Consider the following 12,716-nt stretch of genomic DNA (forward strand, 5'->3'; position numbering starts at 1 on the left):
ATCGGACGGGTCCGGGCGACGACAGAGTGGGCGGACATGTCCGGGACGTGAAGACGCTTCGTCGGGCTCGCGCCGGCCCGGCCGGCGTCGAGGTCCGATCGCTTCGGGCGCGCCGGCGGTCCAAGGCGCCTCAGGCTCCGGCGACGCCGCCGGACATGCCGATCGGCGGCTGCACCTCCGGCGGCAGCGGGCACACGTAAGGCGTGGCCGCGGTGCGCGCCCGGTGGTCGGCCTTGGCGCGCGCGATCAGGTCGGGGTCGCGGAGCGCGTCCACCGCGGTGCCGGCCATCACCTTCGCCACGTGCACCAGCCCCTTGTGCGCCGCCGGCGTCTTGCCCTGCGCGGTGAGCTGCCAGGAATGGCCGGGCGTGCCGATCGCGTAGGTCGCGCCGCGCGCCTGCACCGTCGGCACCACCCAGCTCACGTCGCCGACGTCGGTCGAGCCGACGCCGCCCTCGCCCTTCGCCTCCAGCGGCACGATCAGGTCGCAGAGCGGCTTGTCGCGGTCCACGGGCAGGCCGTGGCGGCGGAAGGCGGCGACGATGTCCTCCTCCTTCAGCGTGGCGCGGATCTCGCGCGCGAAGGCGCGGTCGGCCTCGTCGAAGGGCGGCGGGCCGAGGCGGAGGAGGTTGTCGTGCATCGCCTGCTCGAGCGGCGCGTTGCCGAGCAGGTTGGAGACGGCGCTCACCACCTTCGCCGCGACCGCCGTCTCCGTCATCAGCGCCGCGCCCTCGGCGATCCTGCGCACGCGCGCGACCAGCGCGTTGAGCTCGGCGAGGTCGCGCGCGCGGATCAGGTAGCGCACCGTGGCGCGGCCCTGCACCACGTTCGGCGCGATGCCGCCGGCGTCGAGATAGGCGTAGTGCACGCGCGCGTCGGAGGGCATGTGCTCGCGCATGTAGTTGACGCCGACGTTCATCAGCTCCACGGCGTCGAGCGCGCTGCGGCCGAGATGCGGCGCGGCGGCGGCGTGGGAGGAGCGGCCGGTGAAGGTGAAGTCGATGCGCGTGTTGGCGAGCGAGACGGGCTCGTTCACCCCGGAGAACGCCGCCGGGTGCCAGGAGATGGCGATGTCCACGTCGTCGAAGGCGCCGGCGCGGACCATGAAGCCCTTGGCGGCGCCGCCCTCCTCCGCCGGGCAGCCGTAGTAGCGCACCCGGCCCGGCAGGCCGTTCCTTTCCAGCCAGTCCTTCACCGCGGTCGCGGCGAGCATCGAGGCGGCGCCGAGCAGGTTGTGCCCGCAGCCATGCCCGCTGCCGTCGCCGGGCAGCGGCCGGCGCTCGGCCACCCCCGCCTCCTGGCTGAGGCCGGGAAGGGCGTCGTATTCCCCGAGGATGGCGATCACCGGCCCGCCCTCGCCGGCCTCGCCCATCACCGCGGTCGGGATTCCGGCGACCGCGCGGGCGACGCGGAAGCCCTGCCGCTCCAGCATCGCGGTGTGCTCGGCGCAGGAGCGGTGCTCGGCGTAGCAGAGCTCGGGCATGCCCCAGATGCGGTCGCTGAGGGCGATGAAGTCCTCCGACTTCGCATCCACGAGGCGCCAGATCTCCTCGGTGTTCTGCATGGTCCTTCTTCTCCCGGTCGGGCCGAGCGATCGCGGATCGGCGGTGCGGCCGCCGCGACAGGCAAGCATGGGCGGACGGATCGGTGAAGCGCCGACCCGCCTTCCGGTCAACGGCGCCGAAGCGCGCATCGTGCCGGTCCGCGCCGCCGCCGCGTCGGCAGGGGGGCAGGGCTCGACGGGCGGCGCGCCGCGGGCCATGTGTTGGCCGCCCCGGAGGGAGCCCGCATGCCGGAGACCGCCGCGTCCATCGCCGCATTCCTGGAGGGAGAGAGGGTCCGGCAGACGGAGTTCCTCGCCGCGCTGGTCCGCGCCCCCTCGGACAACCCGCCGGGCGACTGCGCGCCGCATGCCGCGCGGGCCGCGGCACTGCTGGAGGGGCTCGGCTTCGCGGTCGAGCGCCACGCGGTGCCGGAGGCGCTCGTGCGCGCGCGCGGCATGGTCTCGGTGACGAACCTGGTGGTGCGGCACCGCTTCGGCCCAGGCGGGCCGGTGATCGCGCTCAACGCCCACGGCGACGCGGTGCCGCCCGGCGAGGGCTGGACGCGCGATCCCTACGGCGCCGAGATCGCGGACGGCTGGATGTACGGGCGCGGCGTCGCGGTCTCGAAGTCGGACTTCGCCACCTACGCCTGGGCGCTGCTGGCGCTGAAGGCCCTGGGCGAGGCGGGGCCGCGGAGCGGCGCGGTCGAGCTGCACTTCACCTACGACGAGGAGTCCGGCGGCGAGCTCGGCCCGGCCTGGCTGCTCGCCGAGGGCATCAGCGCGCCGGACTGCGCGATCGCCGCCGGCTTCTCCCACCTCGTCGTGGACGCGCACAACGGGTGCCTGCATCTGGAGGTCGAGCTGCGCGGCCGCTCCGCCCACGCGGCGCAGCCCTGGACCGGCGTGGACGCGCTGGAGGCGGCGAGCCAGGTGCTCGGCGCGCTCTATGCCTGGCGGCGGGGGCTGGCCGCGCGCGTCTCGCCGATCCCGGGGATCGGGTCGCCGCAGATGACCGTCGGGCTGATCTCGGGCGGGATCAACACCAACGTCGTGCCGGACCGCGTCGTCCTGCGCCTCGACCGGCGCATCGTGCCCGAGGAGGACCCGGCCGAGGCGGAGGCCGAGCTGCGGGCGGTGGTCGCGGGCGCGGCGCGCGCCTTTCCCGCCGTGCAGGTCGCGGTGCGGCGGATCCTGCTCGCGGCGCCGCTGGTGCCGGTCGCCGGCAGCGGGCGGCTGGGCGCGGCGCTCTGCCGCCACGCCAGCCGCGTGACGGGCGGGACGGTGCGCACCGGCGGCGTGCCGCTCTACACCGACGCGCGGCACTACGCCGCGCGGGGCGTTCCGGTCGTGCTCTACGGCGCCGGGCCGCGCACCATCGAGGAGGCGAACGCGCACCGCGCCGACGAGCGGCTGCCGCTCGTGGACCTGTACCGGGCGACCGAGGCGGTCGCCTGCGCGCTGGAGGAGCTGCTGCGGGGCTGAGCGCGCCGACCCTCTCACGGCCGCATGGTGAAGGAGGCGAGGCCGGGCCGCAGGCGCTTCTGCGCCAGGCGGGCGAACTCGCAGAGCAGGCGCCGGGTGTCGCGGGGGTCTATGATCTCCTCCACCCAGAACGCCTCCGCGGTGCGGAAGGGGGAGCGCAGGCGCTGCAGCCGCGCCTCGATCTCGGCGAGCTTCGCCGCGGGGTCCGGCGCGGCCTCGATCTCGGCGCGGTAGGCCGCCTCGATGCCGCCCTCGAGCGGCAGCGAGCCCCAGCGCGCCGAGAGCCAGGCGTAGCGCAGCGAGAAGCGGCCGGCGGGCTGGTGCACCACGCCGGCGACGCCGAAGGCGTTGCGCATGATGACGGTGCACCAGGGCACGGTGGACTGGTTCACCGCCGCCATCGCCCGCACGCCGAGGCGGATGGTGGCGGTGCGCTCCGCCTCCAGCCCGACGGCGAAGCCGGGGCAGTCCATCAGGTAGACGACCGGCAGGTGGAAGGTCTCGGCGAGGTCCACGAAGCGGATGACCTTGGCGCAGGCATCCGCGGTCCAGGCGCCGCCGTGGAACACCGGGTCGGAGGCGAGCAGCGCCACCGGCCGCCCGTCGAGCCGCGCGAATCCGGTGACGACGGAGCGGCCGAACATCCGTCCCATCTCGAAGAAGGAGCCGCGGTCCACGACCGCCTCGATGATCGGCCGCACCTTGTAGGCGGCGCGCGGGTCGCGCGGGATGGCGGTGAACAGCGATTCCTCGCGCCTCGCCGGGTCGTCCTCCCGGTTGCGCACGGCCGGCGGCAGCTCGTCCACCGACGAGGGGAGGTAGGAGAGGAAGCGGCGCGCGCGCGCGAAGGCCTCCTCCTCCGTGTCCACGGCGTCGTCCACGGCGCCGGCGCGGGTCTGGATCTCCCAGCCGCCCAGCTCGTGCTTGTCGAGGCTCTGGCCGAGCCGCGCCACCACCGGCGGGCCGGCGACGAACATCGCCGAGGTCGCCTTGGTCATCAGCGAGTAGTGCGAGGCGGCGAGCCGCGCCGCGCCGAGCCCCGCCACCGAGCCGAGGCCGAGCGCCACCACCGGCACCAGCCCCAGGTTCAGCGTCGTGTGGTGGTAGAGCGCCGTGCCGCCGACGCCGCCCGGGAGGTTGGCGCGGCCGGTGGTCTCGATCGTCCTGACCGAGCCGCCGCCGCCCGAGCCCTCGATCAGCCGGACGATCGGGAGGCGCAGCTCGCCGGCCATGCGCTCGGCCATGATCGGCTTCTCGCGGATCGTCGCGTCGGCGCTGCCGCCGCGCACGGTGAAGTCGTCGCCGACCACGACCACCGGCCGGCCGTCGAGCGTGGCGCGGCCGAGGACGCAGTTCGAGGGGGTGAAGCGCTTCAGCTCCCCCTTCTCGTCGTACTCGGCGCGGCCGGCGATGGCGCCGACCTCGTGGAAGCTGCCGCGGTCCACCAGGCGCTCGATGCGCTCGCGCACGGTGAGGCGCCCGGCGTCGTGCTGGCGCTTCACCTTGTCGGGGCCGCCCATCGCGCGCGCGAGGGCCTCGCGGCGGCGCAGCTCCTCGAGCTCCGGCTCCCAGCTCTCGCGCCGCGACATCAGCGCGCCCCCGTCGTCGCCGCCTTGCCGCGGGCGATGGCGCCGGCGAGGCCGGCCTCGCGGGTGCGGCGGAACTCGTCGGTCATGTGCGAGAGCTGGTGCGTGTCGAAATGCGCCGCGATCGCGGCGCGGAAGCCCTGGATGTCGAGCGTGCGGTTGAGCGAGCGCTTGGTCAGCCTCAGCGCGAAGGGCGGCGCCTCGGCGATGCCCTGCGCGAGCGCCATCGTCGCCGCCTCCAGCTCGGCGCGCGGCACGACGCGGTTGACCATGCCGATGCGGTGCGCCTCCTCGGCGCCCAGGCGGCGGCCGGTGAAGAGGAACTCCTTCGCCGCGCGCAGGCCCATCACCCAGGGGTGGACCAGCACCTCGACCGCGGCGGCGGCGAGGGTCCGGCACACCGGGTCGGCGAAGAAGGCGTCGTCGGAGGCGACGATCAGGTCGCACATGTTCGCCACCATGAAGCCGCCGGCGATGCAGGCGCCCTTCACCTCGGCGATGGTCGGCTTCGGGCAGTCCCAGATGCGCAGCGCGTAGTCGAGGTAGCGGAGCTCCTCGTAGGCCCAGCGCTCCTCGACGCCGAAGCCGGCGCGCCTGGCCGCGGCCTCCTTGAGGTCGTGGCCGGCCGAGAAGTGGTCGCCGCGGCCGCCGATGACGATGACGCGCACCGTCTCGTCCGCGATCGCCTCGCGCAGCGCGGCGTCGAGCTCGTCGAGCAGGGTCTGGCTCTCGGCGTTGCGCATCTCCGGCCGGTCGTGCAGCAGGCGCAGGACGGCGCCGCGCCGCTCGACGGCGATCTGGGTGGTGGTGGCCATGGGTCTCGTTCCTCCGCGGCGCGGAGCCTGCGCTGCGCGGCGGCGGGCGTCAAACCGGGCGATTTGCCCTCCTCGCGAAGCCGCGCAATCCTGCCGCCATCGGCGCCGCCCGGCGGGCGCGCCGGGGAGGGATGCGCGGATGAGCGGGCACACGGGGACGGCGAATTCGGGCGGCACCGCGGCGCGGGCCGCGCAGGGCTGGGGCATCGGCCAGGGCGAGACCGAGGCGGCGCGCCTGCGCCGGCGCTTCCCGACCTACCGCGCGCTGCAGCAGCGCACGCGCCGGCGCGTGCCGCGCTTCGCCTACGACTTCGTCGCCGGCGGCGTGGGCGACGGGGCGCCGAACGTGGCGCACAACCGCGCGGCGATGGACGCCGTGCGGATCGTGCCGCGCTACGGCATGGACGTCTCGCGCGTGGAAACCGGGGTGAGGCTGTTCGGCCGCGACTACGCCATGCCGGTCGGCGTCGCGCCGATGGGCAACACGGGGCTGCTCTGGCCGCGGGCCGACGCGATCCTCGCCGCGGCGGCGCAGAAGGCGCGCATCCCCTATGTCAGCTCGACGGTGGCCAACGTCTCGATCGAGGACCTCGGGCGGATCGCGCCCGACGTGTTCTGGTTCCAGCTCTACGGGCTGCCGGCCGAGGACCACCGCCTCTCCTTCGACCTGGTCGCCCGCGCCGAGCGCGCCGGGGCGCACGCGCTGCTGCTCACGGTGGACGTGCCGGTGCGGCAGAAGCGGGTGCACGACATCGCGAACGGGCTCTCGGTGCCGTTCCGCCTGCGGCCGCGCACGCTGCTCGACATCGCCGCCTCGCCGCGCTGGGCGATCGAGGTGCTGCGGCACGGCCAGCCGCGTTTCGAGAACTTCCGGAAGTATCTCGGCGAGGGCGCCGGCACCGGGGAGCTCGCCGCCTTCGTCTACAACAACATGACCAGCGGCCTGACCTGGGAGGTGATGGCGCGGATCCGCGACGCCTGGCCGCGCGCCCTGATCCTCAAGGGCCCGATGCACCCGGAGGACGCGGAGCGGGCGATCGCGCTCGGCTTCGACGGGCTGCTGGTGACCAACCATGGCGGGCGGCAGCTCGACGCCGCGCCGGCCTCGATCGACGTGCTGCCGGCGATCGTGGCGCAGGCGCGCGGGCGGGCGACGGTGCTGCTCGACGGCTCGGTGCGGAGCGGGCTCGACGTGGCGCGGGCGCTGGCGCTGGGCGCGGCGGCGACGCTCGCCGGCCGCGCCTTCCTCTGGAGCGTCGGCGCGCTGGGCGAGGCCGGGGGCGACCACGCGACCGCCTCCTTCCGCGAGGAGATCTCAACGGTCTTCGCGCAGATCGGCGCGCGCTCGGCCGAGGAGGCGGGCCGCGCGACGGTGCTGCACCCGAACGCGGTGCCCTTCGCGCCGGTGCCCTCGGCCGCGCCGCGGCTCGAGCCGGTCGGGGCGGGTTGAGGCGGAGGGGAGGCACCGATGGCCATACGCTCCATCGCCGCGCTGCCGATCATCCTGCCCTTCGAGGTGCTCGGCCCGCGCCCGCTCTTCGCCGGCAAGCCGCGCGAGACCGTGCCGACGCTGCTGGTGCGCGTGGAGACGGAGGAGGGCATCGTCGGCTGGGGCGAGGCGTTCAGCCACGCCGCCTGGGCGCCGACCGCGACGGCGCTGACCGAGGTGGTGGCGCCGCTCGCCCTCGGCCGCGACGAGACCGCGATCGAGGCGCTCGCGCTCGAGATCCAGAAGACGCTGCACCTGTTCGGGCGCAGCGGCCCGATCACCTACGCGCTCTCGGGGCTGGAGATCGCGCTGTGGGACATCGCCGGCAAGGCCGCCGGCAAGCCGCTGCACGCGCTGCTCGGCGGCGCTCGGCACGACCGGCTGCCCGCCTACGCCAGCCTGCCGCGCTATTCCGATCCGCGGGCGGTGGCGCGCGTCTCGGCCGCCGCCGTCGCGCGCGGCTACCGCGCGGTGAAGCTGCACGAGACCGGCGTCGAGCAGACGAGCGCCGCCCGCGCGGCCGTCGGTCGCGACATCGCCCTGATGCTCGACACCAACTGCCCCTGGAGCGTGCCGCAGGCGCTGGAGATGGCGGCGCGGCTGCGGCCCTTCGATCTCCACTGGATCGAGGAGCCGGTCTGGCCGCCGGAGGACCATGCGGGCCTCGCCCGCGTGCGGCACGGGGGCGGCATCCGCACCGCGGCCGGCGAGAACGCCGCGAGCCCGGCCGAATGCGCGGCGATGATCGCCGCCGGCGCGGTGGACTTCATCCAGCCGAGCGTGACCAAGATCGGCGGCGTCGCGGCCTGGGCGGAGGTGGCGCGCCATGCCCGGGCGCAGGGCGTGGCGGTCGTGCCCCACTCGCCCTATTTCGGGCCGGGATTCCTCGCCACCCTCCACCTCTGCGCGACGCTCCCCGAGCAGGTCTGGGTGGAGCGGATGGATTTCGACCTGCCCGTTGATCCCTTCGGCGCGGCGACCGTGCCGCGCGAGGGCTGGCTGGCCGTGCCGCAGGGCCCGGGGCTCGGCCTCGATCCCGATCCGGAGATCATCGCGCGCCACCGCGCGGCGTGAGGCGCGGCGCGCCCCGCCGCTACTCCAGCCGGACGTTGGCGGTGCGCGCGACCTCGCGCCAGGTCTCCATCTCGCCGCGGAAGAACGCGGCGGCCTCCTCCGGCGTGCCGCCGCGCGGCACCCCGCCCTGCTCGACCAGGGCGCGCCGCGTGGCCGGCGCGGCGAGCGAGGCGTTCATCGCCGCGTTCATCGCGGCGATGCGCTCGGCCGGCACGCCCGCCGGCGCGACCAGGCCATAGCTGCTGGCCGAGACCATCCCTTCCAGCCCCGACTCGATCATGGTCGGCAGCTCGGGCAGCAGTTCCAGGCGCTGCGGGGCGGTCACGCCCAGCGGACGGACCGCGCCGGCGCGCACCTGGGGCAGGAGGATCGGCACGTCGGCGAACATCATCTGCACGCGCCCGCTCAGCAGGTCCGGGATCGCCGGCGCCGCGCCGCGATAGGGCACGTGCACGATGTCGATGCCGCCGGCGCGCGCGCGGAACAGCTCGGTCGCGAGGTGCAGGGTGCTGCCGATGCCGGCGCTGCCGTAGCTGATCTGACCGGGCCGCTGCCGCGCATGGGCGATCAGCTCCGCCACGCTGCGCACCGGGAGCGAGGGATGTACCGCCAGGACCTGCGGCACCGACAGGACCAGCCCGATCATGGCGAGATCGCGATGCGGGTCGAAGGGCATGTTCGGCTGCAGCACCGGCATGATCGCCATCACGCCCGAACTGCCAAGCCCGATCGTGTAGCCGTCTGCCAGCGCGCGGGCCACGGCCTCGATGCCGACCATGCCGCCGGCGCCGGAGCGGCTCTCGATCACGATCGGGCGGCCGCCGAGCCGCTCGCCCATGCCGGGCGCGACGAGGCGCGCTATGGTGTCGGCGGGCCCGCCGGGCGGGAAGGGGACGATCAGGCGGATCGGCCGGTCCGGCCAGGCCGGCTGCGCGCGCGCCCCGTCCGGCCGCGCCGCGGCGGGGCCGGCGATCGCGCCCGCCGCGATGACGGCACGGCGGCGGGACATGGCGGTCATGGCGTCCTCCCCAGCTTCGTCAGGTCACGTCGAGGAAGGCGGTCGCCTGGACCGACGGACGGGCCGAGAACGCCTCGTGCCAGGCGGCGAGCGCCGGGCGGCCCGCCCGCCATTCCAGCGCGGCGAAGCGGAAATCGAGATAGGCGAGCGCGACGCCGATCGCGATCTGCCCGATGGAGAAGGGATCGGCGGCCAGCGCCTCCGCCTCGGCCTCCATGGCGTCGAGCGCGGCTTTCGTCTTGGCCTCGAGCGCGGCCTCCAGGTCGGCGACGCGGTGCGGCCACTCCCGCGCGCCGCGCCAGAGGACGAGGTTGTCGAGCAGCCCGTTGCCGAGCGCGTGGCGCCGCAGCGCCGTCCAGCGCGCCGTCCCCGCCGGCGGGAAGAGCTTCGGCCCGTCGTGCAGGCTGTCCAGGTACTCGCAGATCACGGCCGAGTCGTAGAGCACGGTGCCGTCCGGCAGCCGCAGCGTCGGGATCTTGCCGAGCGGGTTGTCGCGCATGACCGCGGCGTTCGTGGTGCGCGCGGAGACGACGACGCGCTCGGTGCGGATGCGCCCGGCCTGGCCGGTCTCGTGCGCCGCCACCATCACCTTGCGGACGAAGGGCGAGCGCGAGGACCAGTGCAGGACCATCATCGTGGCGGGGCCTCCGGGGCTGGACATGGCCATACCAGCCGCCCGGCGGGTCCGTCCAGCGCCGCGCCATTCACGCGGGCCGCGCGCGGTTGTAGGGACTCCCGGGGACGCAGGGCGAGGGAGGCTCGGATGGCGACGCGGACCGCACGGATCGTCGCGGCGACGCCGGTGCCGGCGCGCGGCGCCCTGGCCGTCGCCGCCTCCGGCGGCGCGGCGGCGGAGGTGGCGCTGCCGGACGCGGCGGACGCGGCGGCGCTGGCGCGCGAGGCCGCGTCGCTCCCCGGGGCGAGCGCGCTGGAGTCCCCGGCCGAGGGCGCGCTTCGCGGCTGGCTCGCGCGGCCGGCGGGCGAGCGCGCCGGGGCGGGCGCGCTGCGCGCCGCACGCCACGCCCTGCGCGCCGCGGTGCTCGGCGTGGACGAGGCGGTGGCGCTGGGCGGCGGCATGGCGGCGGCGCCCCCGGCGCTGGAGACCGATGCCGCGCCGGCCGCCGATCCCGTCGCCGCCTGCCTCGATCCGTCGACGACGCTGGTGGTGGCCGACGCCGCGACCGGCGGGCCGGAGGGACTGCGCGACCTGGCCGCGCTCGCGCGCGTGATGGACGTGCGCCTGGCGATCCGGCCGCTGCGCGACGACGCGGCGGAGACCGCGCGCGCCGCGACGCTGGCCGCCGCGCTCGGCGCCGCGGTGGCGGTGCGGCCGGGCGCCTCGGGCGGCCTGCCCGCGCCCGCCGTGGTGCCGGCGGCCGATCCGCCGCTGGCGCTGCGCGAGGTCCGCATCCACCGCGTCGCGCTGCCGCTGCGCGAGCTCTACGTCTCCTCGATGTACCTCACCGACCGCCAGGCGCGGACGCTGGTCGAATTGCGCTGCGCCGACGGCACGGTGGGCTGGGGCGAGGGGCATGGCGGGCCGGAGGTGGCGGCGCGCGTCGCCGCCCTGGCGCGCGAGTGGCTCGGCCGCGACCTGCTGCGCGAGCGCGCCGCGCTGCGCCGCCGCTTCGCGCGCATCGGCTTCGAGAACCGCAACGGGCGGAACGGCCTCTCGGCGCTGGCGGCGCTGGAACTCGGCGCCTGGGACGCGGCGGCGCGGCACCTCGGCCTCCCGCTCGGCGCGCTGCTCGGCGATGCGCGCGCGGACGGCTCGGTCGCGATCGCCTGCGCGCTGCCGGCGGCGGTGCCGGGCGCCGGGGCGACGCGCGCGGACCTCGCGGCGCACATGGCGGAGACCGCGAACGCCGCGCGCGTGGCCGAGCTCGCCGCCGCATACGCGGCGCGCTGGGGCGTGACGGCCTTCAAGTACAAGAGCGCGGGGAGCGGCGCCGGGTGGGACCTCGCCGCGCTCGGCGCGCTGCGCGCCCGGCTGGGCCCGGCGGCGCGGCTGCGCTGCGACCCCAACGCCGCCTACGGCACGGAGGAGGCGCGGCGCCTCTGCCTCGCCGCGGAGCCGCTCGGCCTCGAATACCACGAGGACCCGACCGACGGGCTGGAGGGCATGGCGCGGCTCGCGGCGCACATCCGGACGCCGCTCGCCACCAACATGTGCGTCGTCGCGCCGGAGCACCTGGCCGCGGCGGCGCGGCGCGGGCTGCGGATCACCGTCCTCGGCGACGTCTTCCTCTGGGGCGGCGTCGCGGGGCTGTGCGAGATGGTGCGCGCGGCGCGGCTGCTCGGCGTGACGACGCCGGCGATGCACAGCTTCTACGAGACGGCGGTGGTGACGGCGGCGAACGCGCACCTCGCCCTGGCGCTCGGCCTCGACGATCCGCACCCGATGGACTGCGGCTGGCCGGGCGTGGCGGAGGATGTCGTGGCGCCGGACGCGCTGCGCATCGAGGGCGGGCGGCTGTTCCGCCCCGCCGGGCCGGGGATCGGCGTGGTGCCGGAGCCGGACCGCCTCGCCGCGCTGGCGACCGCGGAGCCGGTGGTGATCCGCTGAGCCTCAGCCCGACCCGGCGAAGCGCGCGAGCACCGCCGGGTCCGGCTCGAGGCCGAGGCCGGGCGCCTCCGGCACGGCGATGGTGCCGTCGGGGGCCGGGTCGAGCGCGTCGCCGTAGATCGGCAGCTCGGCGTCGAGGAAGTAGCTCTCCAGCCGCACGTCGGCGCGCCCCCAGGCGGCGATCAGGTGCAGCGTGGCGAGGTAGCCCGGCCCGTAGTAGGGCGAGTGCGGCACCAGCGTCGCGCCGTGCCGCGCCGCGATCTCCGCCACCGCGCGCATGGCGCTGACGCCGCCGATCTTGGTCACGCTCGGCTGCACGTAGTCCACCGCGCCGGCCGCCAGCATGCGCGCGAAGTCCTCCGGCTGCCCGGCGTTCTCGCCGGCCGCTGTGGCGAGGCCGCCCTCGGCGCGCACGCGGGCGAGGCCGGCATGGTCCTCCGGCGGCCAGACCGGCTCCTCCAGCCAGCGCACGCCGAGGCCGTCCACCGCGCGGGCGAAGGCGACGGCGTCGGCCGGGTCGTCCCAGCGGCAGTTGACGTCGATGGTGATCGCCACCTCCGCGGGCAGGGCGGCGCGGGCCGCGCGCACCATCGGCACCTCGACCTCGTGCAGCTTCACCTCGCGGTAGCCGCGGCGGTAGGCCTCGGCGGCGTTGCGCCCGACCAGCGCCGCGTCGCCGTAGCGCAGGAGGCTGGCATAGGCGGGAACGCGCGCGAGCGGCCTCGCCTCGCCCGCGAGCAGCCGGTACAGGGGCTTGCCCGCGAGCTTGCCGGCGATGTCCCACAGCGCGATGTCGATCGCCGAGATGCCGAAGGTGACCGGCCCGTTGCGGCCGAAATTGTGCAGCCGGCGGCGCAGCTCGTTCGTCAGCCCGGCGATGTCGCGCGGATCGCGGCCGAGGCAGGCCGGGCCGATCAGCGTCTCGATCGCGGTCCGCGTGGTGTCCGCCAGGGTGAAGCCGAAGCCCTCGCCCCAGCCGTGCACGCCGGCGTCGGTCTCGACGCGCACGAGCAGCGTGTCGAGGGTGCGCAGGTGCGGGTTGCCGCCCGCGCCCTCGGGCGCGCCGTAGCGGAAGGGGCTGCGGACGATCGTCGTCGCGACGCGGGTGATCTTCACAAGCTGGTCTCCTCGGCAAGGGGC

At 76.1% G+C, this 12,716-nt stretch carries 10 protein-coding genes; 4 read left to right on the forward strand and 6 right to left on the reverse strand.

Annotation, left to right across the window (positions count from 1 at the left end; genetic code table 11):
* Positions 1-130: 130 nt before the first annotated feature.
* Positions 131-1,564, reverse strand: coding sequence for a M20 family metallopeptidase (locus IEX99_RS17245; RefSeq protein ID WP_188902583.1), 1,434 nt, complete (start codon positions 1,562-1,564; stop codon positions 131-133).
* 225 nt (positions 1,565-1,789) lie between these two features.
* On the opposite strand from IEX99_RS17245, the gene IEX99_RS17250 reads away from it, so the two are divergent.
* The gene (locus IEX99_RS17250) at positions 1,790-3,028 is read left to right on the forward strand and encodes a M20/M25/M40 family metallo-hydrolase (RefSeq protein ID WP_188902585.1); all 1,239 of its coding nucleotides are present in this window, start codon (positions 1,790-1,792) and stop codon (positions 3,026-3,028) included.
* A 14-nt stretch (positions 3,029-3,042) separates the two neighbouring features.
* Here the strand turns inward: IEX99_RS17250 and IEX99_RS17255 are convergent, their stop codons facing one another.
* Together IEX99_RS17255 and IEX99_RS17260 are read right to left on the reverse strand one after the other, a co-directional pair.
* The gene (locus IEX99_RS17255) at positions 3,043-4,617 is read right to left on the reverse strand and encodes an acyl-CoA carboxylase subunit beta (protein WP_188902588.1); all 1,575 of its coding nucleotides are present in this window, start codon (positions 4,615-4,617) and stop codon (positions 3,043-3,045) included.
* Positions 4,617-5,429 carry an enoyl-CoA hydratase gene (locus tag IEX99_RS17260; protein WP_188902590.1) on the reverse strand — a complete coding sequence of 271 codons (813 nt, stop codon included), beginning with the start codon at positions 5,427-5,429 and terminating at the stop codon, positions 4,617-4,619. Before IEX99_RS17260 ends, IEX99_RS17255 begins: the two co-directional genes overlap by 1 nt.
* Positions 5,430-5,568: 139 nt before the next feature.
* Here IEX99_RS17260 and IEX99_RS17265 point away from each other — a divergent pair, with 139 nt between their 5' ends.
* Entirely contained in the window at positions 5,569-6,879 is a 1,311-nt protein-coding gene (locus IEX99_RS17265; RefSeq protein WP_188902592.1) for an alpha-hydroxy acid oxidase, read from the forward strand.
* Positions 6,880-6,897: 18 nt separating this feature from the next.
* A complete protein-coding gene (locus IEX99_RS17270; RefSeq protein ID WP_188902594.1) occupies positions 6,898-7,992 on the forward strand; it encodes a mandelate racemase/muconate lactonizing enzyme family protein in 1,095 nt (364 codons plus the stop codon).
* A 19-nt stretch (positions 7,993-8,011) separates the two neighbouring features.
* Here the strand turns inward: IEX99_RS17270 and IEX99_RS17275 are convergent, their stop codons facing one another.
* Entirely contained in the window at positions 8,012-9,010 is a 999-nt protein-coding gene (locus IEX99_RS17275; RefSeq protein ID WP_188902596.1) for a Bug family tripartite tricarboxylate transporter substrate binding protein, read from the reverse strand.
* A 19-nt stretch (positions 9,011-9,029) separates the two neighbouring features.
* Positions 9,030-9,671 (reverse strand): glutathione S-transferase family protein, encoded by a 642-nt coding sequence (locus tag IEX99_RS17280; protein WP_229678102.1) that lies wholly within the window; start codon positions 9,669-9,671, stop codon positions 9,030-9,032.
* A gap of 102 nt (positions 9,672-9,773) precedes the next feature.
* On the opposite strand from IEX99_RS17280, the gene IEX99_RS17285 reads away from it, so the two are divergent.
* The gene (locus tag IEX99_RS17285; RefSeq protein ID WP_188902598.1) at positions 9,774-11,576 is read left to right on the forward strand and encodes a mandelate racemase/muconate lactonizing enzyme family protein; all 1,803 of its coding nucleotides are present in this window, start codon (positions 9,774-9,776) and stop codon (positions 11,574-11,576) included.
* A 3-nt stretch (positions 11,577-11,579) separates the two neighbouring features.
* Here IEX99_RS17285 and IEX99_RS17290 read toward each other — a convergent pair whose 3' ends face one another.
* Positions 11,580-12,692: a mandelate racemase/muconate lactonizing enzyme family protein gene (locus tag IEX99_RS17290; RefSeq protein ID WP_188902600.1), complete on the reverse strand. Its 1,113-nt coding sequence runs from the start codon at positions 12,690-12,692 to the stop codon at positions 11,580-11,582.
* Positions 12,693-12,716: the final 24 nt, after the last annotated feature.

The sequence above is a fragment of the Caldovatus sediminis genome, assembly GCF_014644455.1.
Lineage (GTDB): Bacteria > Pseudomonadota > Alphaproteobacteria > Acetobacterales > Acetobacteraceae > Caldovatus > Caldovatus sediminis.

What these genes read in the sequence shown, in the direction of transcription:
- IEX99_RS17285 (WP_188902598.1), top strand. Translation starts at nt 9,774, where the DNA reads ATGGCGACGCGGACCGCACGGATCGTCGCGGCGACGCCGGTGCCGGCG.
- IEX99_RS17260 (WP_188902590.1), bottom strand. Translation starts at nt 5,429, where the DNA reads ATGGCCACCACCACCCAGATCGCCGTCGAGCGGCGCGGCGCCGTCCTG.
- IEX99_RS17265 (WP_188902592.1), top strand. Translation starts at nt 5,569, where the DNA reads ATGAGCGGGCACACGGGGACGGCGAATTCGGGCGGCACCGCGGCGCGG.
- IEX99_RS17245 (WP_188902583.1), bottom strand. Translation starts at nt 1,564, where the DNA reads ATGCAGAACACCGAGGAGATCTGGCGCCTCGTGGATGCGAAGTCGGAG.
- IEX99_RS17280 (WP_229678102.1), bottom strand. Translation starts at nt 9,671, where the DNA reads ATGTCCAGCCCCGGAGGCCCCGCCACGATGATGGTCCTGCACTGGTCC.
- IEX99_RS17255 (WP_188902588.1), bottom strand. Translation starts at nt 4,617, where the DNA reads ATGTCGCGGCGCGAGAGCTGGGAGCCGGAGCTCGAGGAGCTGCGCCGC.
- IEX99_RS17275 (WP_188902596.1), bottom strand. Translation starts at nt 9,010, where the DNA reads ATGACCGCCATGTCCCGCCGCCGTGCCGTCATCGCGGCGGGCGCGATC.
- IEX99_RS17250 (WP_188902585.1), top strand. Translation starts at nt 1,790, where the DNA reads ATGCCGGAGACCGCCGCGTCCATCGCCGCATTCCTGGAGGGAGAGAGG.
- IEX99_RS17270 (WP_188902594.1), top strand. Translation starts at nt 6,898, where the DNA reads ATGGCCATACGCTCCATCGCCGCGCTGCCGATCATCCTGCCCTTCGAG.